This window comes from Lentzea atacamensis (assembly GCF_003269295.1).
Classification (GTDB): domain Bacteria; phylum Actinomycetota; class Actinomycetes; order Mycobacteriales; family Pseudonocardiaceae; genus Lentzea; species Lentzea atacamensis.
In genome coordinates this window covers 330990-354917 of record NZ_QLTT01000001.1, presented here as the reverse complement: position 1 = coordinate 354917, position 23928 = coordinate 330990, and the positions used below count along the sequence as shown (strand labels likewise).

Below are 23928 nucleotides of genomic sequence, written 5' to 3'. Positions count from 1 at the left end.
CCCGGCGGCGTCGATCACGAGTGCCCCGGCGAGGATGTCGCACAATCCGAAGGGCTAGCCCGCCTGCCTCAGCTCGTAAGCGCGCACGATGGTCTGTTGCACGGAGTTGTCACCGGCGTCGGTCGCGGTGGCGCGCAACGACACCGTGCGTGCGTTCGGCGGATGGTGCAGCACCGCGTCCCACCCGGTCGCGGTGGGGATGAGGTGCACGGGATGCCACGTGGTTCCTTCGTCGTAGGAAGCGAACACGGAGATGCCCATCACGAGCGACGGCGGTGCGCCCGTGACCCGCTGCACGGTCACCGGCACGCGGAACTCCTGCCCGGCCGGTGCCGTGTTGTGCTCGTCGACCGGCGGCGCGAACCGGACCACCTGCAGCGGCAACGGGATCTGCGTGGTGTCGTCGACGCGGCCGGAGCGGAACGTCCACTCGGCGCTGATCCGCGGTGACAGCGGGGTGCCCGCCGAGGACTGCTGCGCGTCGGCGACCAGGCGGTAGCGTCCCGGTTCCGCCGGGACCTGGGCCCACGCGCTGACGTTGCCGAACGGGATCGAGCCCGGACCGATCAGGTCGTGGCCGCGGAACAGCGACACGGTACCGGTCATGCCGGGCAGGTAGCCCGAGTTGTCCGGTGACTGGTCGCCGTACAGCGGGATCTGGAAGAGCACGGTGTTGCCGAAGCGGTGGGCCGTGCTGTCGACGGGGGCGAGGCTCGGTCCGAACACCGCGGCGTTCCACCGTTCGACGCGCGGGCCCGCTGCCGGATACGTGGTGTGGGCGACCTGCTGTGACAGGAACGTCTCGGTGTTGTCCGTGTAGGTGCTGAAGTAGGTGTACCAGGTCCACGGGCCGGGGGAGCGGTACTCCGTGCGCACACCGGGAAGTGGTGTGACGAGCGAGTTCCACGGGACGACGAACCACCCGTCCGAGATCGGCGAGACGGTCTTGACGGCGTGCTGCGGCACGGTTCCCTGGGCGGCGGCGCGGGCTTCGACGACCGCGAGCTGGTCGTCGTGCGCCTGCCACACCGGTGCGGGGATGTCGCCGGTCGACGGGAAGATCAGGTGGTAGGTCCACGGGCTCGACGCGGTGTCCTTTTCGGACACCAGCACCGTGCCGAACGTGCTGCGGCAACCGGCTTCGGCCTCGTCGGCGGCCGGTGCCACGCGCAGATCCGCGAGCCGTGCCGCCGAGGCGCTGAACATCGCCTTGCCCGCCGGCGTGTCGCAGGCGACGGTGAGCATGGCGCCGAGGTCGGTGCTCGGCCGGTCCACGGCGACCCTGGACGGGATCGCGTTGCGCGCGTCGAGGACGAACGTGCTGTCCTGACTGACCGAAACCGGCCGCACGATCGCCGACACCTGCCAGGTGTCCGGCCTGGGGCCGGGTTCGAAGACGTTCGTGGCGAGCAGGTGGCGACCGGCCGGCACTCGCGCGGACAGGCGGCCGTCACCGCGTTCGACGGTGCGGCAGCGTTCACCCGTGTCCAGGCTGACGCAGATCGGGTAGCCGGTGACCGGCTTGCCCGCGGTGTCGAGCGTGACCAGATCGATGTCGTGATGTGGCACGGCTTCCTTGGTCAACGCGATCGGGACGCGGACGGCGTCGCTCCCGTCAGCGGACGATCCGGCCAGCCATCCGCCGTAGTCGCCCGGTGGCGCGTGGACGCCTGCCCGCGAGTGCACGGTGACCTGGACGGTGCCCGCGGCCGGTACGTCGACGCGGTTCACGTCGGTGCCGAACATTCCGCTCGGAGCGGGGTTTCCGGCGCTGTCACGCACGTCCAGGGTGAGGCCGAGGCTGACCGGTGACCGCCCGGTGTTGTGCACGGTCACGACCTGGCTCAGTGCCTTGTCGTAGACCCGGCCGAAACTCACGCCGCCAGGGCTCGCGTGGACGTTCTGACGGACGAGCCTGGCCACGTCGACCCGCCCGGCGCCCTGCGCGTACACGGTCTCGCCCGCCACCGTCTTCGCCGTGCTCATGAGCGCCGCCTTGAGCTCCGGCGCCTGCCAGCCGGGACGGCTCCCGGCCAGCACCGCGGCCGCCGCGGCGACGTGCGGCGCCGCCATGGACGTGCCCGACGCCGTGGTGTAGCGGTCGTCCACGGGCACGCCCATCTCGGTGTCCTTCGCCCGTGCCGCGGTGATGTCGACGCCTGGCGCGGTGATCTCGGGCTTGAGCAGGCTGTCGATCGCGCGCGGCCCCCGTGCGGAGAACCCGGCGACGGCGTCCTGCTTGGTCACCGCGCCGACCGTGAGCGCTTCCCGTGCGGCGGCGGGCGAACCCAGCACGGCGGGGTTGTTCCCGGCGGAGACGACGAACAACGCGCCGGTCTGCTGGGTGAGCCGGTCGACGGCGACCGACATGACGTCGTCACCGGCACTGGGCACACCGGTGCCCAGACTGAGGTTGACGATCCTGGCGCCGTTCGCGGTCGCCCACTCCATGCCCGCGACGACCCACGACAGGAAGCCGGACCCCCAGTCGTCGAGAACTTTGCCGGACAGCAGAGACGTGTCGGACGCACCACCGCGATAACGGTCGGCGGTGCCGCGGATGATCGAGGACACGTGGGTGCCGTGGCCGTACCGATCGGCGGTGCCGCTGGTGCTGCCGGTGAAGTCGCGGGCAGCCACCACGGCACCCTCGAGGTCGGGATGGCCGTCGTCCACGCCGGTGTCGAGCACCGCGACCTTGACGCCCTTGCCGGTGTACCCGGCCGACCAGGCCGCGGGCATGCCGATCTGCGGCATGCTCTCGTGCAGCGAAGCCTGGACCTTGCGGTCGAGCCACACCTTGCTGACGCCGGGAGCGGTCAGCTTGGGCCACGCCGCGGCCGCGTCGGCTTTCCGCACGCGCAGGGCGGAACCGGGCAGGCTCGCGAGCGTCCGCGTGTCACCGGCCGCCGCGAGGGACGTGACTTCCTCGCCGTGCTGCACAACAACTCGCAGGTGCTCGTCGTCCTGCGCGAAGAGCGGTGCCATGTCGAACAGTTGCTCGTCCACCTTTCCGGCCGCCACGAGTCCGGCGGCGTCGGCGGGGACGACGTAGTGGTGACCTGGAATCTCGTACTGGACGAACTGGACCTGCTCCCGTCCGCGCGCCGCTCGCGGCACGTAAGTGCGCGTGCCACCTGGAGTTCGGTGCTCCACCACCTGATCCCCGGTGATCAGGGTGATCGTTCTGCCCGGTCCGGGCGTCGGCGGATCGGCTGAGGAGGGTGGCGCAACGGCGAGTGACACGCACAGTCCGCACGTGACCGCCCAAGCTCGGAGTCGCATGTCAATTGGTCTACGCCAATTTGGCGCGGAGCACAGGGGCCGGCGCGAACTGGCCCCTTACCGCGGGGAGGGTTATTGGTGTAGACCAATTGTCATGCCGAAGTTCGCCCACTTCAGCCTCGACGGTGTCCGGAGGCTGAGCAGCGTCGCGGAGTTCCGCGTGACGGATCCGTCCGTCACGCTGATTCGCGTCGATCGCCTGGGGGTGGTCCACCAGGCGAGGTCGCCCGCCGAGAAACGCGCCATGCTCGCCGCCGCGTCGGACGGCGACCTCGTGCTGGCCGGCGGGCGCGAGGTCGTGGCGGTCGACGACATCCCGGCCGCGCGTGCTCAGGCCTCCATCCGATAGTCACGCCGCCAGGTGACCGTCCGGGCGCACGAGCCCTTCGCCGGTCGCGACGTGCTCGCCGGTCCGCAGGCGCTCGAAGAGCGTGCTCCCGTCCGGCATTCGCAGGTTCCTCACGCGCCTGCCGGTCGCGTAGGTGACGCCGAGCCCCGACAACCGCTCGTCTGGACGTGCACATGAACTCCGTTGTGTGGCACGCGGGGAGCCAGGCCCGGCAGAGCGAGCTGATGGCGGACGCGGTCGTCGCCGGCGTCTCCCTGACCGGCCTGCCGCGGGACTGGCACGCCCGCGCCACCGAGATCGCCCGCCGTGCCCTGCTGGCCCACCGTGACGGCGCGGCCGTCGTCGCGGGCACCTACGCGAACGAGCCCGCGACTCTCGACGTCGCCGAGGCGTTCGTCGGCGCGTTGCTCGAAGGTGGCCTGTCCGAGCGGGAGGCGGCCTGGACCTGTTGGAGCGTCGTCTACTTCATCCTGGGCCTGTGCCAGGAAGAACAGGCGATGCCGCACCGCTCGTCCGATGACCTCACGCCGGGGCAGCGGCCCGCGCTGGAGAACGTGCTGCCCTTCCTCGCCGAGGAGTCCTTCGACGAGCGGTTCGAGTTCGGGGTCGCCAAGCTCCTCGCTCGCTGAACTTCGGCCGGGTCAGGCGTTCGCCCACCGGACGACGTCGGCGACGGTCGCGTTCCCTCCGCACAGCACGATCCCGAGCCGGGCGCCGGGCCCGACCCGGTCGAGCACCCTGCGTGCCGCCGGCACCAGGCAGCCCGCCGCGGGCTCCGCCCACACCTTCTGCGTCTCGGCCAGCGTGATCGTGCCCCGTACGGCATCGGCGTCGGACACCACCAGGACGTCCTCGAGAAGCGCGACGGCGTGGTCGTAGGTCAGCTGCGACACGTGGGGTGCGGAGAGAGTCGAGACGATCGACGTCGGCGTGATCTCCACGGGGCCGCCCGCGTCCAGTGCGCGGTGCATCGCGTCGGCGCCCTCGACCTCCACGCCCCACACGCGGACGCCGGGCACGAGCGCGTGGAACGCGGTCGCGACGCCCGCGGCCAGCCCTCCGCCGCCGATGCTCACCAGCACGTCGGTGAGGTGTGGGGCGTCGCTCGCGAACTCCAGCCCGACCGTGCCCTGGCCGGCGATCACGACCTGGTCGTCGTAGGGGTGCACGAGGGTCGCGCCCGCCGCCACCAGTTCGTTCAGCAGCACGAAGGCTGACGGCAGGTCGTCGGTCAGCCGCACGTCGGCACCAGACGCACGAGCGAGGTCCACCGAGCGAGCGGGTGCCGTGGAGGGCATCACGACGGTGGCGGCGACGCCCAGTTCGTTCGCGGCGTCGGCCAGCGCGATCCCGTGGTTGCCACCGCTGACGCCGATCACGCCCGCCGCCCGCGCCGCGCCGGACAGCGAGAGGATCTTCGCGAAGGCGCCGCGCGTCTTGAACGAACCGCTGCGCTGCAACAGTTCCAGCTTCACCGTCGTCGGCACGCCCAGCAGCGTGGACAACCCCGCCGAGGGGAGCGTGGGTGTCCGCAGCACCCGCCCGTCGAGCACCTCGGCCGCAGCCCGAACGTCGGCGATGGTCAGCAGCTCAGCCATGTCACCACCCTATGACATTTGCAGGACGGGCAACCTGGAATGTTGCCCATTTTCTTCTCCTATAGCGTGACGATTCGATTTTGGAGCCCTCTTGGAGATTTCTTGGAGTGTGCGGGCAAACTCTCTCGATGTCGGTATCGCAGCAAGAGGAGGTGCACTCATGGAGAAGACCAAGAAAATGAAGCGGATCACCATTCGCAAGGTGGGCCCGGTTCGCCTCACGGCGGCCGCCTGTTCGCAGTACAACGTCAAGCCGGTCTAAGGCGCGGCGGGGATGCGCTGGGCCTTGCCGCCCAGCGCATCTGGCCTCACGCGGGGAGGAACGTGGTGACCGAGTTCGATCTGGACCGGCCGGTGGCGCTGCATCCGCTGGTGTTCCTGGAGGACGGCGACGAGGTGACGATCGGGCGTGCCGACGTCGACTCGTACGGCATCTTCCCCGCTGAGGGCGCCGAGCTCGTGCGCAGACTGGAAGCGGGGGACACGCCGCGCCAGGCGGCTGAATGGTTCGAGCGGGCCTACGGGGAAAGCGTTGACATCGAGGACGTCGTCGCGGGACTCGACGAGCTCGGCCTCATTCGGAAGTCCGGCGAATTCGTCACCGCGACGGAACCGGTGCGCTTCGCCAAACTCGGTGCCGCGCTGTTCTCGCCGTGGGCGTGGGTCGTCTACGCGGGACTGGCCGGCTGGGCGCTGTACGCCATGGTGCGCACGCCGGACCTGCGGCCGACGTATCACAACATCTTCTTCTCCGACTACTACATGGTCATCCAGGTCGGGCTTTTCCTCGCCGCCGTTCCGCTCATTCTCCTGCACGAGTCGTTTCACGCGCTGGCCGGGCGCAGGCTCGGCGTCAAGTCGCGGCTGAGAATCGGGCGGCGGCTCTACTTCATCGTGCTGGAGACGTCGCTCGACGGGCTCGTGGCCGTGCCGCGGCGGAAGCGGTACCTGCCGATCGTCGCCGGGCTGCTGGCCGACGTCATCGGGATCGCCGCGTGCACCATCGCCGCCGACCTGACGCGGCACGCGGACGGCTCGCTGTCGGGTGCGGGGCGTTTCCTGCTCGCCGTCGCGTTCGCCGCGCTGCTTCGGGTGATCTGGCAGTTCTTCTTCTACCTGCGCACGGACATCTACGTGCTCGTGAGCACGGTGCTCGGTTGCGTCGACCTGCACGGGGCCGCACGGCAGATGGTCCGCAACCGGTTCAGGCGGCTGTTCGGGCGCCTCGAAACCGACGAGTCGATGCTGCACCCGGTCGACCGCCGGGTGGCGCTCTGGTACTCGTGGCTCGTCGTGGTCGGGTACACCGCGAGCCTCACGACGTTCGTGCTCGCCGGAGCTCCCGTGGTCTACCGGTTCACCGTCGGCGTGCTCGGCCGGCTCACGGGTGACGCGGTGCCCACGCCCCTGCTGCTCGACTCGATCGTCTTCGGCGGCGTGGCGATCGCGCAGTTCGCAGTGCTCGGCTGGCTCATGGTCCGCGAACGCGTGCAGACGCGCCGGGACCGCCGCCTGCACCACGTCATTCACTGAGAGGACGCACCCCATGGACAGCCGCTACTGGATCCGCGCCGACCGGCGGCGCGACCGGGCACTCGCGCTCGCCGACCTGGACCTGCCGCCGATCTGGGCGGCGGTCGACGCCCACCGGCGGTTGCGCGGGCCGTACACCGCGGCGGGATCGTTGCTGCGCCTGATCGCCGACGACCTGCTGGACCGCTGCCCCGAGCTGGGGGAGCGGCACAACATCGAACTCCTCACGAGCACGCCGGAGCTGGCCGGCCGGGTGCCCAGCGCGTGGCACACGCTGGAGTGGGCCGTGCAGAACGACGAACGCACCCGGTACTACTCGCGGCTGCACACCCGCAACATCGGCAACGGCCTGGCAGAGGTGCTGCGCGACCACCTGGCGGCGCTGGGCGGCGGTCCGCGCACCCTCGTGTTCGAGAACGCGCACGAGGCCGACCCGTCGGACCAGGAGTTCATCGCGATCCTGCTGCGCCGCCAGGACATCCCCGGCCTCACCGTGGTGGTGGGCACGAGCCGCGCACCGCTCGCCGACCCCCGCGGCGAGATCGACGTGTCGCTGGCGCGGACGATCGCCGCACACGCGCGGGTGGTCGAAGCTCAACCTGCGGCGGAGGACCCGCTGCCGGACCACCCCGCACAGGCCTATGTGGACAGTGACGGCACGGCCGACGACCCGCGTCTGCTCGCCGCCTACCTCGCTCTGCCGAACGAAGCCAGAGCCGCACTCCACGACGCCCGAGCCGAGCAGCTCGCTCAGTCCACGGAGTTCTCGTTGCACCTCGGCGCCATCCCGTACCACCTGGAGCACGGCAGCGACCCCGCGGGCGCCGGCGCGAAAGCACTGCGCGCCGCCATGGACCACTGCCAGAAGACCGGCCTCTACCAGGCCGCGGCGGACCTCGGCCTGCGCGGCCGCGCGGTCGCCGACCGGGAAACCGATGCCGAGACGTGGTGGCAGCTCACGTTCCAGACGGGCATCGCGCTGGCGGCGGTCGGACGTGCGCACGAGGCAGAAGCTCTTTACGTCGAGGGCCGGGCAGCGTCAACGGATCCGGCCGTGCACCTTGAACTGGCGTATTCGACGGCGATGCTGCACGCGCGGCACTACCCGGACGGCGAGCGGGACTACGTTCGCGCACGGGCGTGGATGAACCAGGCGATCGCGATGGCGTCGCTGCTGACCGACCCGAAGAAGGAAGCCTTCCAGTCGGTGTTCACCCGCAACGGCCTCGCACTGGTGGAGGTGCGCGAGCAGAAACCGGAGGTGGCGCTCGCGCTGCTCAACGACGGCTTGGCCAGGCTGGACCGCGACCTGGAACCGCACGAGCACGCGCTGCACCGCCTGGTGCTGCGCTACAACCGGGCACAGGTCTACGGCGGCATGGGCAGGCTGGAAGACGCGCTCGCCGACTACAGCCACGTCGTCGAACGGGACCCGAACTTCCCCGAGCACCACTTCAACGTCGGCAACATCCTGCGCAGACTCGGCCGCGACGAGGAAGCGATCGCCGCCTACCGCGAGGCACTGCGGCTCTCCCCGCCGTTCCCGGAGGCCTACTACAACATCGCCGACGCACGCCTGGCGCTCGGCGACATCGAAGGCGCCATCGCCGACTTCGGCTACGTCGTCGAACTCGACCCGAGGCACGTCGACGCCAGGATCAACCGCGCGGGACTCCTGCTCGCCAACGGTGACGTCGAGGCGGCGTGGCGCGATGTCACCGCCGCCCTGGAGCTGGCACCGGACAACGCACACCTGTTGTGCCTCAAGGGACAGCTGCTCGTCGAACGAGAGCAGTACGACGAGGCGTCCGAAGCACTGGCGCAGGCGGTGCAACGCGACGACAGCCTGGCCGAGGCCTGGGCGATCCGCGGCACGATCGCGGCGGCGTCCGGCGACCTGACCGACGCGATCAGCTACCTCAGCCGGGCGATCAAGCTCGACGACAACCCGGAGGCGAGGTTCAACCGCGCGGTCGCGTACGAGGAGTCCGGCGAGTGGGCCGCGGCGATCGCCGACTACGACGCCGTTCTCGCTGTCGCCGATGACGAGGACGCGCGGCACCGCAGGGAACTCTGCGCCGCCGCGACGGTTTAGGAGGATCGCGGTGACAGCAACGGAGAACGTGGCCGCCGCACTGCCGGTGGCCACGTTCACCGACGCCATGAGCAGGCTGGTCTCGGGCCTCGCCGTGGTCACCACCCGGCAGGCGGCCGGCCGGCCGTGCGGCCTGCTCGTCTCGTCGATCTGTTCGTACAGCGTGCATCCGCCGTCGGTGCTGGTGGTCGTCGACCACGCCTCACGGTGCCGCGATCCCTTGACCCACTGCGCGGAGTTCGGTGTGCATCTGCTCGGCAGCGCTCAGGAACGGACCGCGCGGACGTTCGCGAGCCGGGGCGCGGACAAGTTCGCCGATGTCGCCTGGGCGTGGGACGGCACCGTGCCCCGCCTGGGCGCGGCACCGATCTACCTGCGCTGCACCGCGACCGCGGTGTTCGACCACGGCGACCACACCGTGCTGATCGGCGAGGTCACCCACACCGAGGTGGCGGAAGGTGAACCGCTCGTCTGCTACCGGCGGCAGTTCGACTGGCGCCTAAAGAGAAACGGTGTGCGCCACCCGTAGCCCGGCGTGCCGGTGGTCGTGCCAGTGCCGGGGGTCGTCCCCGCTGAGGACGACCTGGTGCATGGCCCGCAACCGCGGCCCCGGTTCGATCCCGGCGTCGCTGGAGAGCACCCGATACGCCCTGGCGTAGGCGTTGAGCGCGTCGGCCCGCCGCTCGGCCTGGCACAGCGCGAGCATCAGCTGCTCGTGGAACCTCTCCCACAACGGGTACTTCGCGCACAGCTCCTCGAGCTCGAACACCGCCAGGTGCCCGTCGCCCTGGCAGAGCATGACGTCGAACCGGCTGCGCAACAGCTCCAGGTATTCCTTTTCCAGCCGCGAGATGTCGTGGTCGAACATGCCCGTCTCCCGCAGGTCGGCCAACGGCGACCCGCGCCACAACCCGAGCGCCGCGGTGAACATCTCCCGTGCCTGCCCGCAGTCGCCGGCCGCGACCTCGGCCTGAGCCTGTTTCACCAGCTGGCGGAACCTGGTCAGGTCCAGCTGATGCGGCTCCAGGCAGAGCATGTAGCCCGAGGGGCGGGTGTTCAGAACGGGATGAGACGTCCTGGCGCTCCTCAAGCCCGGCGTGAGCACCCGCCGCACCGCGGTCACGTAGCCGTGCAGTGCGGCGATGGCCGAACGCGGCGCGCCACGCGACCACAACTGGTCGACGATGCGACTCGTCGCCACGAACTCGTTGGCGTGCAAGGCGAGCAAGGCGAGCAACGCCCGCTGCTTCGAGGCCGTCGGCGTGCATCTTCGACTGCCGCGCGTGACCTCGAACGTCCCCAGAACCCGGAACTGCAGTGGTTCGTCCCCCGTTGCCAAATGCTCGTCACCTCTCCCTCACCGACCGGGACAGTGTCCAGCAGCCGGTGGGCTTCGAGGTAGAGCCGGGCGTGAAACTGCCGGTTGCGGCGGGGTGTGGTTTTCCACAGTGCAGGTGTGCGGCCGACCGCAGTGGATCAGCTGCCCGGTGCTGGCTACGCTGCGGAGGTGCTGTTCGAACGTGGTGGTCTGCTGCGCCGTGCCACGCGTCTTGCGGCAGGGCTGGCGATCGGGGGTGCCGGCGCGTTCGCCGAGCTCGCCTTCCTCATCTGCGCCGTGCCCGTGCTGCTGGTGCCGTCCGCCCGGCCCGTGGTCTTCGCCGCGGCCAGGAGGATCGCGGAGTTCGAGCGCAGGAGGATCGAGCGCTACCACGGGCCGTGCACCGCCGAGGACTACTCGGGCAAGCGCGCGCTGCAGTACCTGGGCATCCGCTGGCTGATCGGCGGGCTCGGCGCCGGTGTGCTGGTGCTGATCCTCCTCGGTGCGGCGACCGGGGCGGTCATGGTGTGGCAGATGGTGACCGGGGGAGAGGCCATCGGTTCCGGTGACGGTGAGATGAGCTGGTACGACCCGATCACCTTCACGCTGTTCGGCACGTTGCTGGTGTTCATCACGCTGCAGGGGCTGCTCGGGGTGGAGAGCCTCGACCGCAGGCTGGCGAGCCACTTCCTCGGCCCGACCGCGCAGGAGGTGTTGCGGCGCCGCGTCTCCGAGCTCACCGTCAGCCGCGCCGAGGTGGTCGAGGTGATCAACGAGGAGCGCCGGCGGATCGAACGCGACCTGCACGACGGCGTGCAGCAGCGCATGGTCGCGCTGGGCATGCTGCTCGGCCGCGCGAGCCGCCGTCCCGACCAGGCCGCGGAACTGCTGGAGCAGGCCCGCGAGGAGGCCGGGCGGGTGCTGCTCGACCTGCGTGAGGTGACCTGGCGCGTGTACCCGGTCGGACTGGACAGCGACGGCCTGCACGCCGCCCTCGAGTCGCTGGCGGAACGCTCCGGCGTACCCGTCCGGCTGCGCTACGAGCTCACCGAACGCCACCCGGGCACCATCGAGATCCCCGCGTACTTCGTCGCCTCCGAAGCCGTGACGAACGTCAGCAAGCACGCCAGGGCCACCCGGATCGACCTCTCGGTCACCCGTGCGGGCACCATGGTCGTCGTGCGGATCGAGGACGACGGAATCGGCGGCGCGGACCCGGCCGGCAGCGGCCTGTCCGGCCTGGCCCGGCGAGTGGCCGCGGTGGACGGAGCGTTCACAGTGGACAGCCCGCGCGGCGGCCCCACCGTGATCACCGCGGAGCTGCCGTGCGCCTGGTGATCGCCGAGGACTCGACCCTGCTGCGCGAGGGCCTGATCCGGCTGCTGGCCGAGGAGGGGCACGAGGTGGTGGCCGCTGTGGGCGACGGCGCGGCACTGCTCGAGGAGACCGCGAAGCACCGCCCGGACCTCGTGCTCACCGACGTCCGGATGCCGCCCACGCACACCGACGAGGGCCTGCGGGCGGCGCTGGAGATCCGCCGCCGCTGGCCGGAGACCGGCGTGCTGGTGCTGTCGCAGTACGTCGAGAAGCGTTATGCCACCGAGCTGATCTCAACGGAGGGTGGCCGCGTCGGCTACCTGCTCAAGGACCGTGTGATGGAGGTCGGCGAGTTCCTCGACGCGCTGGAGCGCGTGGCCGCGGGTGGCGAGGCCTTCGACCCGGACGTGGTCCGCGCGCTGATCGCCCGCAGCGCGCACGCCGATCCACTGGCGCTGCTCACCCCGCGGGAACGCGACGTGCTGGAGAAGATGGCGCAGGGGCACAGCAATCCCGGCATCGGCCAGGCGCTCAGCATCTCGCGCAGCGCCGTGGAGAAGCACATCAACGCGATCTTCGACAAGCTGGACCTCACCGACAGCGCGGCCTACAGCAGGCGGGTGCTCGCGATCGTGCGCTACCTGCAGGGCTGAGGCCTCACTCGGCGGTGCGGCGTTCCAGGAACACGGTGTCGCGCCACACGCCGTGGTGCTGTGCGATGCGTTCGCGGACACCGAGGGTGCGGAAGCCCGCGGCGTGGTGAAGGGCGAGGCTCACGCGGTTCTCGGGGAAGATCGAGGTCTGCAACGTCCACAGCCCACCCTCGTCGGCGGCGGTGACCTGCTTGTTCAGCAACGCTTTGCCGACCCCTCGGCCGCGTGAGCCCGCGCCGACGTAGACCGAGGTCTCGGCGACGCCGGCGTAGCAGTCGCGGGCGGACACCGGCGTCGCGGCGGCCCAGCCGGCGACCTCGCCGTCCACCTCGGCGACCCAGCGGTGGTCCGGGAGCCACTTGGCGTCCAGGGTCTTCCTGCTCGGCACCTCGGTCTCGAAGGTGGCGTCACCGGTGGCGATGCCCTCGCCGTAGATCCGCCGGACCGCGCTCCAGTCACCCGGTTCGAGCGGGCGCACGGTCACGTCGGCGGGCACGTCGAGCGGGCAGCACGGGCGGGTTTCGAGCACACCCATCACCACGTCGGCGGCGTGCGGCAGGCCGGTGCAGCAGTTGGGGTTCACGGCGACGCGGGTGGCCGTGCCCTCCTTGTGCAGCAGGAGGAACCCGACGTCGGCGAGCTTGCGGACGTGGTGCGAGCACGTCGACTGGCTGATGCCGAGCAGCTCGGTGAGCTCGCCGACCGTCATCGACCGGCCTGCCGTCGCCACGGCGTGCAGGAGTCGTACGCGGGTGGGTTCGGCGAGACTCGCGAACCACTCCGAGTACGTCGCGGCGTCCTGCGCGGTGAGCAGGCGTGGACCGGGCACGGTGACCGTCATGCGGCAAGTATCGACGGAAGTCGATGGTTGCGTCAATCGACCCGCGTCGATAGAGTCCCAGACGTTGATTCGAAGTTCATCAATTCAAGGGGTGTGCGATGAGCGAGTTGCCAGTCGTCGTGGTGGGTGCCGGTCCCGCGGGTCTGTCCGCGGCGGCGCACCTGGTCGAGCGGGGCGAGCGGCCGATCGTGCTGGAGGCCGGCGACCGCGCGGGTGCGGCGGTGTCGCAGTGGCACCACGTGCGGTTGTTCTCCAGATGGAGCGAGCTGGTGGACCCGGCGGCGGTCCGCCTGCTCGAACGACGCGGCTGGGTGCGGCCGGAAGGGTACCCGACCGGTGCGGAGTGGGCCGAGCTCTACCTCGTCCCGCTCGCGGAGGCGCTCGGCGGCCGGGTGCGGTTCGGTGCGCGGGTCGTGGGGGTCGCGCGGCGTGGCCGGGACCTCGTCGTCGACGCCGGGCGTGACGACGAGCCGTTGACGGTGCACGTGCTGACCGACGCGGGCGAGGAGCGGATCACGGCCCGGGCGGTGATCGACGCTTCCGGCACGTGGGGGTCGCCGAACCCGCTGGGAGGTGACGGTCTGCCCGCGGTGGGAGAGCGGGCGGCTGCCGCACAGATCAGCTACCGCGTGCCGGATCTCGCCACCTCCAGCGCGCGGTACGCGGGCAAGCGGATCGCGGTCGCGGGAAGCGGGCACTCGGCGTTGACCGCGTTGGTCGCGCTGGCCGACCTCGCCGAGCGGGAACCGGGCACGAAGATCGTGTGGCTGCTGCGCCGCGGCGCGGTGGGCAACGCCTTCGGCGGGGGAGAGTCCGACCAGCTGCCCGCGCGAGGCGCGTTGGGCCTGCGGGCGAGGAAAGCCGCGAAGGCAGGGCGCATCGAGACCGTCACCGGGTTCCGCACCGCCGCGGTCGAGCGGACGGCGGACGGCAGGCTGACGCTGGAGTCGTTCGACGGTCACCGCGTGGAGGACATCGACGAGGTCGTGGTGCTGACCGGGTTCCGCCCGGACCTGTCGTGGCTGTCGGAGATCCGGCTCGATCTCGACCCGGTGCTGCAGGCCCCGGTGAAGCTCGCGCCGCTGATCGACCCGAACGTCCACTCGTGCGGCACCGTCTACCCGCACGGCGAGGCAGAGCTGCGCCACCCCGAGCCGAACGTGTACCTGGTGGGCATGAAGAGCTACGGCCGGGCGCCGACGTTCCTGTCGCTCACGGGCTACGAGCAGGTGCGGTCCGTGGTGGCCGCGATCGCCGGTGACCACGAGTCGGCCGGACGGGTCGAGCTCGTGCTGCCGGAGACCGGGGTGTGCGGAGGGGCCGGCGTGTTCGACGCGCCGGAGGAGGTCAAGGGCGGCGGTTGCGGCACCGAGCCGGCAGGCCTCGTCACCAGTGCACGCTGAGACGGCGCGGTCTCGCGCGGGCCTGCGCCGTGTGCTGATCGTCCTGTGCGTCACCGAGATCACCAGCTGGGGCGTGCTCTACTACGCGTTCCCGGTGCTCGCGACGTCGATCAGCGCGCAGACGGGGTGGTCGCTGGCGTGGGTGACGGCGGGGTTCTCGGTGAGCCAGGTGGTCGCGGCGCTCGTCGGCGTACCGGCCGGGCGGCTGCTGGACCGGCACGGCCCGCGGCCGGTCATGACCGCGGGATCGCTGCTCGCGGTGCCCGCGGTCGTGGCCATCGCGACCGCGCAGTCGCCGGCCTGGTTCATCGGCGCGTGGGCGGTTGCGGGCGTGGCGATGGCCGGTGTGCTGTACCCGCCGGCGTTCGCGGCGCTGACCCGCTGGCACGGGCCGGACCGGGTGCCGGCCCTGACGACGCTCACCCTCGTCGCCGGACTCGCGAGCACCGTGTTCGCGCCGCTGACCGCCTGGCTCGGCACCCACCTCGACTGGCGGGAGACCTACCTGGCGCTGGCGGTGGTCCTCGCCGTCATCACGATTCCGGTGCACCTGTGGGGACTCCGGCTGCCGTGGCCGTCGATCGAGCACGAGCACGAGGAGCACCACCCGTCCGCGATCGCACGCAGCGCACCGTTCCTCGCGCTCACGGTGGCGATGAGTTTGGCCGCGTTGAGCGTGTACGCGGGCGTGGTGAACCTGGTGCCGCTGCTGACCGAACGCGGACTGTCCACTTCGGTCGCGGCCGTCGCGCTCGGGCTCGGCGGCGCGGGACAGGTGCTCGGGCGGCTCGGCTACGGACGCCTGGCCGCGGCGACGTCGGTCCGCGTGCGCACCGCGGTGGTGCTGCTGGCGAGCGCGGTGGTGACGGTGCTGCTCGGGGTGGTGCCCGGACCGGCGCTGCTGCTGATCGCGGGCGCGGTGCTCGCCGGCGTGACGCGCGGAATCCTCACGCTGGTGCAGGCGACCGCGATCACCGACCGGTGGGGAGCGGTCCACTACGGACGGCTCAGCGGCCTGCTGATGGGCCCGGTGATGCTGACCGCCGCGGTCGCACCGTGGGCGGGCAGCGCGATGGCGTCCTGGCTCGGCGGCTACCCGGCGGTGTTCGTCGCGCTGGGCGTGATCGGTGTGCTGGCGGCCGCGCTGTCGACCGCGAGCTACCGCACCCCGGCAGGCTGACCACTGGCGGCGAGCACGGCGGCCAGCCGGTCGGTGGTCTCGGGCCGCAGCCGGTAGTAGACCCACGTGCCGCGCCGTTCGGAGTCGACCAGCCCGGCCTGGCGCAGCACCTTGAGGTGGTGGGAGATCGTGGGCTGGGACAGCTCGAACGCCGGGGTGAGCTCGCAGACGCAGACCTCGCCGGGCTGTGACGCGATCATCGACAGCAACCGCAGGCGCACCGGATCGCCGAGCGCCTTGAACATCGCCGCGAGCTCTGCCGCCTGCTCTTCTGCCAGCGGCGCCTCGGACAAGCCCTCACAGCAGTCTTGTTTCGACACGTTCCAACAATAGACAGTTTTCAATACAGCAGGAGGTGTGCAGATGAGCGACGCAGATCTGCGGGAGACGGTGCGAGCCCGCTACGCGGCGGCGGCGGCCGCGGTCAGCTCGGGTGGCGGTGGTTGCTGCGGCCCGGAGGCGGTGGAGGTGGACGAGAACTTCGGCGCGGGCCTCTACTCCGCGAGCGACCGCGGCGAGCTGCCCGCCGAGGCCGTCGCGGCCTCGCTCGGGTGCGGCAACCCGCTCGCGGTCGCCGAGCTGCGGGAGGGGGAGCGGGTCCTCGACCTCGGCTCCGGCGGCGGGATCGACGTGCTGCTCTCCGCGCGCAGGGTCGGCCCGGCCGGCAAGGCGTACGGCCTGGACATGACCGACGAGATGCTCGCGCTCGCCCTGTCCAACGCGGCCAAGGCGGGCGCGGCCAACGTCGAGTTCCTCAAGGGCACCATCGAGTCGATTCCGTTGCCCGGCAACACGATCGACGTCGTGATCTCCAACTGCGTCATCAACCTCTCGGTCGACAAGTCCGCGGTGTTCGCCGAAACGTTCCGCGTGCTGCGCCCCGGCGGCCGCATCGGCGTGTCCGACGTGGTGGCCGACGACGGTCTCACCCCGGCGCAGCGGGCCGAGCGCGGGTCCTACGTCAGCTGCATCGCCGGTGCGCTGACGTTCGGCGAGTACCGCGACGGCCTGCGGGCGGCGGGCTTCACCGACATCGAGATCACCCCGACCCGGCAGGTCGCCGACGGCATGCACTCGGCGATCGTGCGCGCCACGAAGCCGGCCGGCGCCGTCACCCCGGCGAGCCTGCCCGTGGCACAAGGGCAGAGCTCCTGCTGTGGCGTCAGCGCCTGCTGTACGACGGACGAGCAGTCGCTGGACCCCGCGACGAGCGTCGCCGAGGCCAAGACGGCGTCCGGGTGCGGCTGCCAGGGCTGACCGGTCACGCCCGGACGATCACGCCTGGTCGAGCAGCTCGGCCACCAGGCCGCGGACGCGGCGGTCGATGTCGTCACGAATCGGCCGCACCGCGTCGAGGCCCTGCCCGGCCGGGTCGTCGAGCTGCCAGTCCAGGTAGCGCTTGCCGGGGAACACCGGGCAGGTGTCCCCGCAGCCCATGGTGATCACCACGTCGGAGGCCTCGACGTCGGAGGTCGTGAGCTTGGACGGCACCTCGGCGGTGATGTCCAGGCCCCACTCGGCCATCGCCTCCGCCGCGGCGGGGTTGACCTTGTCCGCGGGTGCGGAACCGGCGGAGCGCACGCTGATGCGCCCCATGCCGTAGTGCTGCAGCAGCGCGGCGGCCATCTGCGAACGGCCCGCGTTGTGCACGCACACGAACAGCACCTCGGGGGTCTTGGACACGGTCGTTCTCCTCGGTTCCTGGTGGTTCTCAGTCGTGGAGCAGTTCGGACAGCAGGCCGCGGACGCGACGGTCGATGTCGTCGCGGATGGTCCGGACGGTGTCGAGCGGGGCACCTGCCGGGTCGGCCACCTCCCAGTCCAGGTAACGCTTGCCGGGGTGGACCGGGCAAGCGTCGCCGCAGCCCATCGTGACGACGACGTCGGCGGCGCGCACGACCTCGTCGGTCAACGGCTTGGGGAAGGCCTCGGTCAGCTCGATCCCGAGCTCGGCGAGGGCGTCGGTGACGGTCTGCGGGATGGTGCCGGTCGGCCGGCTGCCCGCCGACCGGACGGACACCTTGCCGAACGCGTGGTGCTCGAGCAGCGCGGCGGCGATCTGCGAGCGGCCGGCGTTGTGGACGCAGATGAACAGCACCTGCGGCACTGTGATCGTGGTCAGTCCGTCGGCGCGGCCCTGGTCGGTCAGCCGCTGGCGGGCGAAGCGCGCGGTGAGCACGGGGAGGTAGGTGGTGACGGTGGCGTTGGCGGCGAGCAGGTCGTAGGTCTCGTCGATGACCTTGGCGACGGTCTCGCGGCCGTAGACGCCGTGGAACCTGTCGGCGAGTTCGTCGGTGATCCGGAGCAGCTGGGCGGTGAGCTCGTGCTGGGGAAGTCCGCGGGTGCGGGACATCAGATCTCCTTGGACCGAAGTTCGTCGATGCAGATCACAACAGACTGGATCGACGAATGTCAATCCAAGCCCCTATGCTGACCACATGCCGGACCAGCTGCAGCTCGACGCGACCACCGCCGCGCGTCTGTTCAAGGCGCTCGGTGAACCGATCCGCGTCGAGCTGGTCGGTCTCGTGCGGCGGACGGAAGGGCAGGAAGCGTGCTTCTGCGACCTCGCCGACCAGTTCGACATGCCGCAGTCCTCGCTGAGCCACCACCTCAAGATCCTCGTCCAGGCCGGTGTGCTGAGCAGGGAACGCCGCGGCACCTGGAGCTGGTACCGCGTCGACAACGCCGCCATCGACACCCTGGCGCAGGTCCTCGCACCGGGCGGCCCTCTGCGCGACTCCAGCGCTTGTTGCGACTGACCCCGTCTGTCCTCACTTAGGAGAACTCGTTGAGCACGAACGAAATCGCGGCACCGGACGTGCTGCACCGACTGTCCTTTCTGGACAGACTGCTGCCGGTCTGGATCGGTGTGGCGATGGTGGCCGGACTGCTGCTCGGCCGGTTCGTGCCGGGTCTGCAGGGCGTGCTGGACGCGGTGAAGATCGGCGAGGTGTCGCTGCCGATCGCGCTGGGGCTGCTGCTGATGATGTACCCGGTGCTCGCGAAGGTCCGCTACGACAAACTCGACACCGTCACCCGTGACCGCCGCACGATGCTGCTTTCGCTGGTGCTGAACTGGGTTTTCGGCCCGGCGCTGATGTTCGCCCTGGCGTGGATCTTCCTCGCCGACCTGCCCGAGTACCGCACCGGCCTGATCATCGTCGGTCTCGCCCGCTGCATCGCCATGGTCATCATCTGGAACGACCTCGCCTGCGGTGACCGCGAGGCAGCCGCCGTGCTGGTCGCGTTGAACTCGGTGTTCCAGGTGGTCATGTTCGGCGTGCTCGGCTGGTTCTACCTCGACCTGCTGCCCGGCTGGCTCGGTCTCGGCACCGCCTCCGTCGACTTCTCGGCGTGGGAGATCGCCAAGTCCGTGCTCATCTTCCTCGGGATTCCCCTGCTGGCCGGCTACCTCAGCCGCAAGCTGGGCGAGCGGTCCCGCGGGCGCGACTGGTACGAGTCGGCGTTCCTGCCGCGAGTCGGCCCGATCGCCCTGTACGGCCTGCTGTTCACTATCGTCATCCTGTTCGCGCTGCAGGGCGAGACCATCACGAACCGGCCGCTCGACGTCGCGCGGATCGCGGTGCCGCTGCTCGTGTACTTCGCGATCATGTGGGCCGGTTCCTACGCGCTCGGCAAGGCCTCCGGTCTCTCCTACGAGCGGACCACGACGCTGGCGTTCACCGCCGCGGGCAACAACTTCGAACTCGCCATCGCCGTCGCGATCGGTGTGTTCGGCGTGACGTCCGGCCAGGCGCTGGCCGGTGTGGTGGGGCCGCTGATCGAGGTGCCCGTCCTCGTCGCGCTCGTCTACGTGAGCCTCCGGCTGCGACGCCGGTGGGCGGCCCGTGCTGAGCTCTGACGTCGTCGTGATCGGAGGCGGGCAGGCCGGCTTGTCCGCCTCCTACTACCTGCGCCGCGCCGGGATCGGCCACGTGGTGCTCGACGCCCGGCCGTCGCCGGGCGGCGCGTGGCCGCACATGTGGAACTCCTTGCGGCTGTTCTCCATCGCCCGCCACAGCTCGTTGCCCGGCTGGCCGATGCCGCCTCACCAGGACGGTTACCCGACCGCGCAGCACGCGGTCGACTACCTGACCGCCTACGAGAAGCGCTACGACGTCCCGGTGCGCCGGCCCGTCCAGGTCACCGCCGTCAGCCGCCACGACGACGGCCTGCTCGTGCACACCGACACCGAGACGTGGTCGGCGAAGCACGTCATCAGCGCGACCGGAACGTGGTGGCGCCCGTTCCGGCCGTTGATGGACCTGCCCGGCCGCCAGCTGCACACTGCCGACTACCGCGACCCGATCGAGTTCGCCGGGCGGAACGTCGTGGTGGTCGGCGGCGGCAACTCCGGCGCGCAGATCGCCGCCGACCTCCTGCCGCACACGGAGCTGACCTGGATGACGAGGCGGCCACCGAGGTACATGCCTGACGAGATCGACGGAAAGGCGCTCTTCGACATCGCCAGCCGCCGCGCGGACGGCGTCGGTGAACTCGGTGACATCGTGGCCGTGCCGTCCGTTCGCGAGGCTCGGGACAGCGGACTGCTGACCGCCACGCCGATGAACGCGCGGACGCTGGCGGACGCCGACGTCGTGATCTGGTGCACCGGATTCCGGCCCGCGCTAGGACATCTGGCGCCACTGCGGCTGCGTGACCCGGAAGGGCGCGTCGCGGTCGACGGGACGAGCGCGGTGGAGGAGCCGCGGTTGCACCTGCTCGGCTACGGCAGCTGGACCGGACCCGCGTCCGCCACCCTCATCGGTGTCGGACCGACGGCGAAAGCGACCATCGCGAAGATCGCCCGCTGAAGGCGCACAATCGAGGGTGTGGACACCCGGGCGGTGCACGACGAGCTGGAGCGGGCGCGGGCGACGTTCCACGAGTTGCTCGCGCTGGCGACGGAGAACGAGCTGCGGTCCAGGTCCGCGGGAACGCGGTGGACCAACCGGCAGCTGCTGTTCCACATGCTGCTCGGTTTCCTGATCATGAGGGCGCTGCTGGCGCTGGCCCGCGGGTTCAGCCGGTTGCCGCGTGGGTTCGGCCGCGGGTTCGCCCGAGTGCTCAACGCCGGCACCCGGCCGTTCGACGTGGCGAACTACCTCGGCTCGTGGCTCGGCGGCACGTTCCTGCCCTTGCACACCATGGATGTGCTGTGCGACCGGACGATCGCCAGGCTGCACCGGCGCCTGGACCGCGAACGCGACCTGAGCCGCGGCATGCACTACCCGACGCGCTGGGACCCGTTCTTCCAGGACTTCATGACGCTCGGCGACCTGTACCGGTTTCCGGTGCGGCACTTCGACTTCCACCGGCGGCAGCTGACGCTCACCCGTGCGTGAAGACCCAGCGGAGCTCCCGCGCGGCGACGGTGGTGAGGGCAGGCCGGTCCGTGCACAGGCGCTGGTCCGCCGCGAGGATGCCGGCCCTGAGCTCCTGCAGGAAGAGGGCACCGGGCAACAGCGACACGATTTCCCCCTGGCAGTACACACATTGCAGGGTGTGCCGCCGGAACTCGTCGGTCTCCTCGGGAGTGAGCATTTCGAGCAGGTAGCTGCCGGCCGAAACCGCGTACGGACAGTCGTAGAGCAAGGCGCTCCTCCACTTTCTGGGTAGCGGGGAAGGGGCGGACGAGCGGCGGCGTGTGGGGCAGACCGCCGCCCGTCCGGGAGCGGGCGACCCGGTGAGGGAGAGCTCGGGTCGCCGGACGTTCGTGGTGCGCGTCAGCGGTTCGAACGGGAGGGCTTGCCGGGCGCCTGGTCCGACTTGCCGGGTGTGTCGGGCTTGCCGGGCGCGTCGGGCTTGCCGGGCTTGTCGCCGAGCAGGTCGGCGCAGAAGGCGGGCACCTGGTCGGGGCCGCCCGCGGCCGTGATCAACGCGCTCAAGGCCGGGTTCTCGTGCGCCTTGCCGTGTTCTGCCCTGGCGGTGTAGGCCTGGCACAACCCGTGGAGGGACGGCGAGGGCGACGCGCTGTTGTCCGGCTTCTTGTCCGGGGCCTTCGACTTCTCGGTGGTCGTGACGGAGGTCGTGGCGACGACGTCGGTGTCGGCGGCGGGCGCGGGTTCCTCGCGCTGCTGGCCGGGCAGCGTGCCGGCCGCCGCCGCCAGTGCGATGCCGCCGGCGGCGGCCGCCGCGACAGCGGCGATCTTCACCGTCACCAGGTTCGCGAGTGCGATCTTGAGCATCCGGGGTCTCCGTCGCTGAGGGGCGGGGGCGAGACGAGCGTCGCGGAACGCCGCCATGGCAGCGTGCTCACCGGTCAGCTCACGGTCGCGGGCCGGGGCAGCCGCGGCCGCGAGCAGGTCGCCCAGGCGGTCGTGCCCGGTGACCTGCGCGTGGCCGGGTGCGTCGCGGAGCAGTCGCTCCGCGGTGCGCCGGCCGATGCGGCGTGAACGGTGGGTGCTCATCTCGTTTCCTTCAGCGTCAGGACTCGATTTTTTGTCACTCCGGTGGTGTTGGCCCTGGTGGGGAGCTTGCGTCGAGCTGGGCGGCCAGGGTGCGCAGGCCGCGGTGCGCCGCGGTCCGCACCGCGCCGGGACGCTTGCCGAGCACCTTGGCGGCGGCCTTCGCGTCCAGGCCGACGACGACCCGCAACAGCACGGCCTCTGCCTGGTCCCTGGGCAGCCCGGCGATCAGCGCGAGCGCGGCGTCGGTGCCCACGGAGTCCACCGCGGCCTGGGCGGTGTCCTCCGGTCCCGCGGGTTCGGCCACGTCCTCGACGGTCCCGTGCACGACCGGCCGCCGCTGCTGACGGCGCAGGTGGTCCAGCGCGCGGTTGCGGGCGATGGTGGTCGCCCAGCCGCGGAACCCGTCGACGTCGCCGCGAAACGATCCCAGGTCCCGCGCGATCTGCAGCCAGGCGTCGGACGCCACGTCCTCGGCATCCGTTCCCACCAGCACCTGGAGGTACCGCAACAGCTTCGGTTGCACGTCCCGGTAGAGGCTGCGGAAGGCGTTCTCGTCCCCGCCGCGCGCCGCGGCCAGGACGTCCTCCGCCGTGTCCGCAGTGGACTTCCTGGCGCTCGAGCGGCGCGATGACCACGCGACACCGGAGATCTCACCGCTGTCGCCGAACCCCGCCGCACTCTGCACGCGCGGCATCCTGGACGAAGGTTCGTCCAGTTGCCAAGTCCTTGCCAACCAGCCGGATGTGTACTAACGACGCCGTCGATCCGTCCAGGTCAGGGCTGCCGCGGCCGCTCGACGCGCGGACGGCGCACCCAGTCGCTGGACCAGCGGGTGACCAGCGGCCCGATCGTGGCCAGCAACAGGACGTAGGCCGTCACCACGGGACCGATCTGGTGCCCGGCGGCGCCGGCCAGGCTCATGATCACGATGGAGAACTCGCCGCGCGCGATCAGCGCGGTTCCCGCGCGGAGGCGTCCGCGTGGGGCGATGCCGTCCCGGCGGGCCGCATACCAGCCGGTGGCGACCTTGGTAAGGATGCCGGTCAGGGCGAGGGCGAACGCGGCGGGCAGCGCCGGGAGCAGGTCGGACGGGCTGACGGCGAAGCCGATGGCGAGGAAGAACGCGGCGGCGAAGAGGTCGCGCAACGGTGCCAGCACCGCGCGGGCTCGTTCGGCCGTGGTCCCGGTGAGGGTGAGGCCGACGAGGAACGCGCCGACCGCGGCGGAGACGGAGACCAGTTCCGCGAGTGCCGCCACGACGAGGGTGGTCCCGAGCACGCGCAGCATGAGCTGCTCGTCGTCGGGATGGGCGAGCCAGCGGTTGACGTGGTGGCCCCAGCGGTGCGAGGCGGTGAACGCCGCCGCGACGCTGGCCGTCGCGACGACCACGCCGATGATCGCCTGCCACCAGGTGCCGCCGGAGGCGAGCACGACGAGCACCGGCAGGTAGACCGCCATGGCGAAGTCCTCCATGACGAGGATCGACAGCACGGCAGGGGTCTCGCGGTTGCCGAGCCGGCGCAGGTCGCTCAGCAGCCGCGAGATGATGCCGGAGGACGAGATCCAGGTGGCGCCCGCGAGTGCCAGGACACCGGGCCAGCTCAGCCCCAGCAGCCACCCGGCGATCGCACCGGGCGTGGCGTTGAGGACGAGGTCGAGCACGGCCGACGGGACGTGGCGGCGCAGGCTGTGCGTGAGCTCGGCGGTGTTGAACTCCAGGCCGAGGGTGAGCAGGAGCAGCACCACGCCGATGGAGGCGCCGATCTCGACGAAGTCGCCCGCGGCGGGTACCGGTGCGATGCCGCCGTTGCCGAGCGCCAGGCCGGCCAGCAGGTAGAGCGGGATGGGGGAGACCGACCACCGCCGGGCTGCGGCGCCCAGCACGCTGAGCCCGACGAGGATGACGCCGAGCTCGAGCAGCAGCGCGAGCGATGTGTGCACGG

General features: G+C 71.0%; 25 protein-coding genes. 14 read left to right on the top strand and 11 right to left on the bottom strand.

All coding sequences use genetic code 11. From position 1 onward, the window contains the following. Nucleotides 1-54: 54 nt before the first annotated feature. Nucleotides 55-3156, bottom strand: a complete 3102-nt coding sequence (locus C8D87_RS01925) for a S8 family peptidase (protein ID WP_146771599.1) — start codon at nucleotides 3154-3156, stop codon at nucleotides 55-57. A gap of 223 nt (nucleotides 3157-3379) precedes the next feature. On the opposite strand from C8D87_RS01925, the gene C8D87_RS01920 reads away from it, so the two are divergent. Then, nucleotides 3380-3634 carry a hypothetical protein gene (locus C8D87_RS01920; protein ID WP_112225302.1) on the top strand — a complete coding sequence of 85 codons (255 nt, stop codon included), beginning with the start codon at nucleotides 3380-3382 and terminating at the stop codon, nucleotides 3632-3634. A gap of 173 nt (nucleotides 3635-3807) precedes the next feature. Next, the gene (locus tag C8D87_RS01910) at nucleotides 3808-4263 is read left to right on the top strand and encodes a TetR/AcrR family transcriptional regulator C-terminal domain-containing protein (protein WP_112225301.1); all 456 of its coding nucleotides are present in this window, start codon (nucleotides 3808-3810) and stop codon (nucleotides 4261-4263) included. A gap of 12 nt (nucleotides 4264-4275) precedes the next feature. On the opposite strand, the gene C8D87_RS01905 is transcribed toward C8D87_RS01910, so the two are convergent. Then, nucleotides 4276-5232, bottom strand: coding sequence for a threonine ammonia-lyase (locus C8D87_RS01905; RefSeq protein ID WP_233441856.1), 957 nt, complete (start codon nucleotides 5230-5232; stop codon nucleotides 4276-4278). Nucleotides 5233-5559: 327 nt separating this feature from the next. Between C8D87_RS01905 and C8D87_RS01900 the strand changes: the two genes are divergently transcribed. Genes C8D87_RS01900 through C8D87_RS01890 form a run of 3 tightly spaced genes read left to right on the top strand, consistent with a single transcriptional unit; the run spans nucleotide 5560 to nucleotide 9389 of the window. Then, entirely contained in the window at nucleotides 5560-6765 is a 1206-nt protein-coding gene (locus tag C8D87_RS01900) for a hypothetical protein (RefSeq protein WP_215732133.1), read from the top strand. A gap of 13 nt (nucleotides 6766-6778) precedes the next feature. After that, nucleotides 6779-8860: a tetratricopeptide repeat protein gene (locus C8D87_RS01895; protein ID WP_112225299.1), complete on the top strand. Its 2082-nt coding sequence runs from the start codon at nucleotides 6779-6781 to the stop codon at nucleotides 8858-8860. Nucleotides 8861-8870: 10 nt separating this feature from the next. Then, nucleotides 8871-9389: a flavin reductase family protein gene (locus C8D87_RS01890; protein WP_170166285.1), complete on the top strand. Its 519-nt coding sequence runs from the start codon at nucleotides 8871-8873 to the stop codon at nucleotides 9387-9389. On the opposite strand, the gene C8D87_RS01885 is transcribed toward C8D87_RS01890, so the two are convergent. After that, nucleotides 9360-10199, bottom strand: coding sequence for an AfsR/SARP family transcriptional regulator (locus C8D87_RS01885; protein ID WP_112225297.1), 840 nt, complete (start codon nucleotides 10197-10199; stop codon nucleotides 9360-9362). The genes C8D87_RS01890 and C8D87_RS01885 overlap by 30 nt on opposite strands. 168 nt (nucleotides 10200-10367) lie before the next feature. Here C8D87_RS01885 and C8D87_RS01880 point away from each other — a divergent pair, with 168 nt between their 5' ends. Both C8D87_RS01880 and C8D87_RS01875 read left to right on the top strand, forming a co-directional pair. Beyond that, nucleotides 10368-11516 carry a sensor histidine kinase gene (locus tag C8D87_RS01880; protein WP_233441855.1) on the top strand — a complete coding sequence of 383 codons (1149 nt, stop codon included), beginning with the start codon at nucleotides 10368-10370 and terminating at the stop codon, nucleotides 11514-11516. Further along, nucleotides 11504-12148: a response regulator gene (locus tag C8D87_RS01875; RefSeq protein ID WP_112225296.1), complete on the top strand. Its 645-nt coding sequence runs from the start codon at nucleotides 11504-11506 to the stop codon at nucleotides 12146-12148. Before C8D87_RS01880 ends, C8D87_RS01875 begins: the two co-directional genes overlap by 13 nt. A gap of 4 nt (nucleotides 12149-12152) precedes the next feature. On the opposite strand, the gene C8D87_RS01870 is transcribed toward C8D87_RS01875, so the two are convergent. Then, on the bottom strand, nucleotides 12153-12989 hold the full coding sequence (locus C8D87_RS01870) for a helix-turn-helix domain-containing GNAT family N-acetyltransferase (protein ID WP_109636818.1): 837 nt from the start codon (nucleotides 12987-12989) through the stop codon (nucleotides 12153-12155). A gap of 98 nt (nucleotides 12990-13087) precedes the next feature. Between C8D87_RS01870 and C8D87_RS01865 the strand changes: the two genes are divergently transcribed. Further along, entirely contained in the window at nucleotides 13088-14392 is a 1305-nt protein-coding gene (locus C8D87_RS01865; RefSeq protein WP_112225295.1) for an FAD-dependent oxidoreductase, read from the top strand. Beyond that, entirely contained in the window at nucleotides 14382-15572 is a 1191-nt protein-coding gene (locus C8D87_RS01860) for an MFS transporter (protein ID WP_112225294.1), read from the top strand. Before C8D87_RS01865 ends, C8D87_RS01860 begins: the two co-directional genes overlap by 11 nt. Here C8D87_RS01860 and C8D87_RS01855 read toward each other — a convergent pair. Next, nucleotides 15551-15892 carry an ArsR/SmtB family transcription factor gene (locus C8D87_RS01855; RefSeq protein ID WP_233439529.1) on the bottom strand — a complete coding sequence of 114 codons (342 nt, stop codon included), beginning with the start codon at nucleotides 15890-15892 and terminating at the stop codon, nucleotides 15551-15553. The two genes, C8D87_RS01860 and C8D87_RS01855, sit on opposite strands and share 22 nt — an antisense overlap. A 43-nt stretch (nucleotides 15893-15935) precedes the next feature. Here C8D87_RS01855 and arsM point away from each other — a divergent pair, with 43 nt between their 5' ends. Continuing rightward, nucleotides 15936-16829, top strand: coding sequence for an arsenite methyltransferase (arsM, locus tag C8D87_RS01850; RefSeq protein ID WP_112226209.1), 894 nt, complete (start codon nucleotides 15936-15938; stop codon nucleotides 16827-16829). An 18-nt stretch (nucleotides 16830-16847) separates the two neighbouring features. Here arsM and C8D87_RS01845 read toward each other — a convergent pair whose 3' ends face one another. Both C8D87_RS01845 and C8D87_RS01840 read right to left on the bottom strand, forming a co-directional pair. After that, nucleotides 16848-17255: an arsenate reductase ArsC gene (locus tag C8D87_RS01845; RefSeq protein ID WP_112225293.1), complete on the bottom strand. Its 408-nt coding sequence runs from the start codon at nucleotides 17253-17255 to the stop codon at nucleotides 16848-16850. Nucleotides 17256-17283: 28 nt separating this feature from the next. Continuing rightward, nucleotides 17284-17925: an arsenate reductase ArsC gene (locus C8D87_RS01840; protein WP_112225292.1), complete on the bottom strand. Its 642-nt coding sequence runs from the start codon at nucleotides 17923-17925 to the stop codon at nucleotides 17284-17286. A gap of 85 nt (nucleotides 17926-18010) precedes the next feature. Here C8D87_RS01840 and C8D87_RS01835 point away from each other — a divergent pair, with 85 nt between their 5' ends. Genes C8D87_RS01835 through C8D87_RS01820 form a run of 4 tightly spaced genes read left to right on the top strand, consistent with a single transcriptional unit; the run spans nucleotide 18011 to nucleotide 20920 of the window. After that, nucleotides 18011-18334: an ArsR/SmtB family transcription factor gene (locus tag C8D87_RS01835; protein ID WP_112225291.1), complete on the top strand. Its 324-nt coding sequence runs from the start codon at nucleotides 18011-18013 to the stop codon at nucleotides 18332-18334. Nucleotides 18335-18363: 29 nt separating this feature from the next. After that, a complete protein-coding gene (arsB, locus tag C8D87_RS01830; protein WP_112225290.1) occupies nucleotides 18364-19437 on the top strand; it encodes an ACR3 family arsenite efflux transporter in 1074 nt (357 codons plus the stop codon). Next, nucleotides 19424-20389 (top strand): ArsO family NAD(P)H-dependent flavin-containing monooxygenase, encoded by a 966-nt coding sequence (locus C8D87_RS01825; RefSeq protein WP_112225289.1) that lies wholly within the window; start codon nucleotides 19424-19426, stop codon nucleotides 20387-20389. The genes arsB and C8D87_RS01825 overlap by 14 nt, the downstream gene beginning before the upstream one ends. A gap of 18 nt (nucleotides 20390-20407) precedes the next feature. After that, nucleotides 20408-20920 carry a DinB family protein gene (locus C8D87_RS01820; protein WP_112225288.1) on the top strand — a complete coding sequence of 171 codons (513 nt, stop codon included), beginning with the start codon at nucleotides 20408-20410 and terminating at the stop codon, nucleotides 20918-20920. Here C8D87_RS01820 and C8D87_RS01815 read toward each other — a convergent pair. The 4 genes from C8D87_RS01815 to C8D87_RS01795 form a co-directional block, all read right to left on the bottom strand. Then, complete coding sequence (locus tag C8D87_RS01815; protein ID WP_112225287.1) at nucleotides 20907-21170, bottom strand: hypothetical protein; 264 nt, start codon at nucleotides 21168-21170, stop codon at nucleotides 20907-20909. The genes C8D87_RS01820 and C8D87_RS01815 overlap by 14 nt on opposite strands. A 131-nt stretch (nucleotides 21171-21301) precedes the next feature. Beyond that, nucleotides 21302-21985, bottom strand: a complete 684-nt coding sequence (locus C8D87_RS45610) for a hypothetical protein (protein ID WP_170166283.1) — start codon at nucleotides 21983-21985, stop codon at nucleotides 21302-21304. Nucleotides 21986-22019: 34 nt separating this feature from the next. Next, nucleotides 22020-22670: an RNA polymerase sigma factor gene (locus C8D87_RS01800; RefSeq protein WP_233441854.1), complete on the bottom strand. Its 651-nt coding sequence runs from the start codon at nucleotides 22668-22670 to the stop codon at nucleotides 22020-22022. An 89-nt stretch (nucleotides 22671-22759) separates the two neighbouring features. Further along, the gene (locus tag C8D87_RS01795) at nucleotides 22760-23926 is read right to left on the bottom strand and encodes a cation:proton antiporter (RefSeq protein WP_112225284.1); all 1167 of its coding nucleotides are present in this window, start codon (nucleotides 23924-23926) and stop codon (nucleotides 22760-22762) included. Nucleotides 23927-23928 lie beyond the last annotated feature (2 nt).

What these genes read in the sequence shown, in the direction of transcription:
- C8D87_RS01920 (WP_112225302.1), top strand. Translation starts at nt 3,380, where the DNA reads ATGCCGAAGTTCGCCCACTTCAGCCTCGACGGTGTCCGGAGGCTGAGC.
- C8D87_RS01910 (WP_112225301.1), top strand. Translation starts at nt 3,808, where the DNA reads ATGAACTCCGTTGTGTGGCACGCGGGGAGCCAGGCCCGGCAGAGCGAG.
- C8D87_RS01905 (WP_233441856.1), bottom strand. Translation starts at nt 5,232, where the DNA reads ATGGCTGAGCTGCTGACCATCGCCGACGTTCGGGCTGCGGCCGAGGTG.
- C8D87_RS01895 (WP_112225299.1), top strand. Translation starts at nt 6,779, where the DNA reads ATGGACAGCCGCTACTGGATCCGCGCCGACCGGCGGCGCGACCGGGCA.
- C8D87_RS01870 (WP_109636818.1), bottom strand. Translation starts at nt 12,989, where the DNA reads ATGACGGTCACCGTGCCCGGTCCACGCCTGCTCACCGCGCAGGACGCC.
- C8D87_RS01865 (WP_112225295.1), top strand. Translation starts at nt 13,088, where the DNA reads ATGAGCGAGTTGCCAGTCGTCGTGGTGGGTGCCGGTCCCGCGGGTCTG.
- arsM (WP_112226209.1), top strand. Translation starts at nt 15,936, where the DNA reads ATGAGCGACGCAGATCTGCGGGAGACGGTGCGAGCCCGCTACGCGGCG.
- C8D87_RS01840 (WP_112225292.1), bottom strand. Translation starts at nt 17,925, where the DNA reads ATGTCCCGCACCCGCGGACTTCCCCAGCACGAGCTCACCGCCCAGCTG.
- C8D87_RS01835 (WP_112225291.1), top strand. Translation starts at nt 18,011, where the DNA reads ATGCCGGACCAGCTGCAGCTCGACGCGACCACCGCCGCGCGTCTGTTC.
- C8D87_RS45610 (WP_170166283.1), bottom strand. Translation starts at nt 21,985, where the DNA reads ATGAGCACCCACCGTTCACGCCGCATCGGCCGGCGCACCGCGGAGCGA.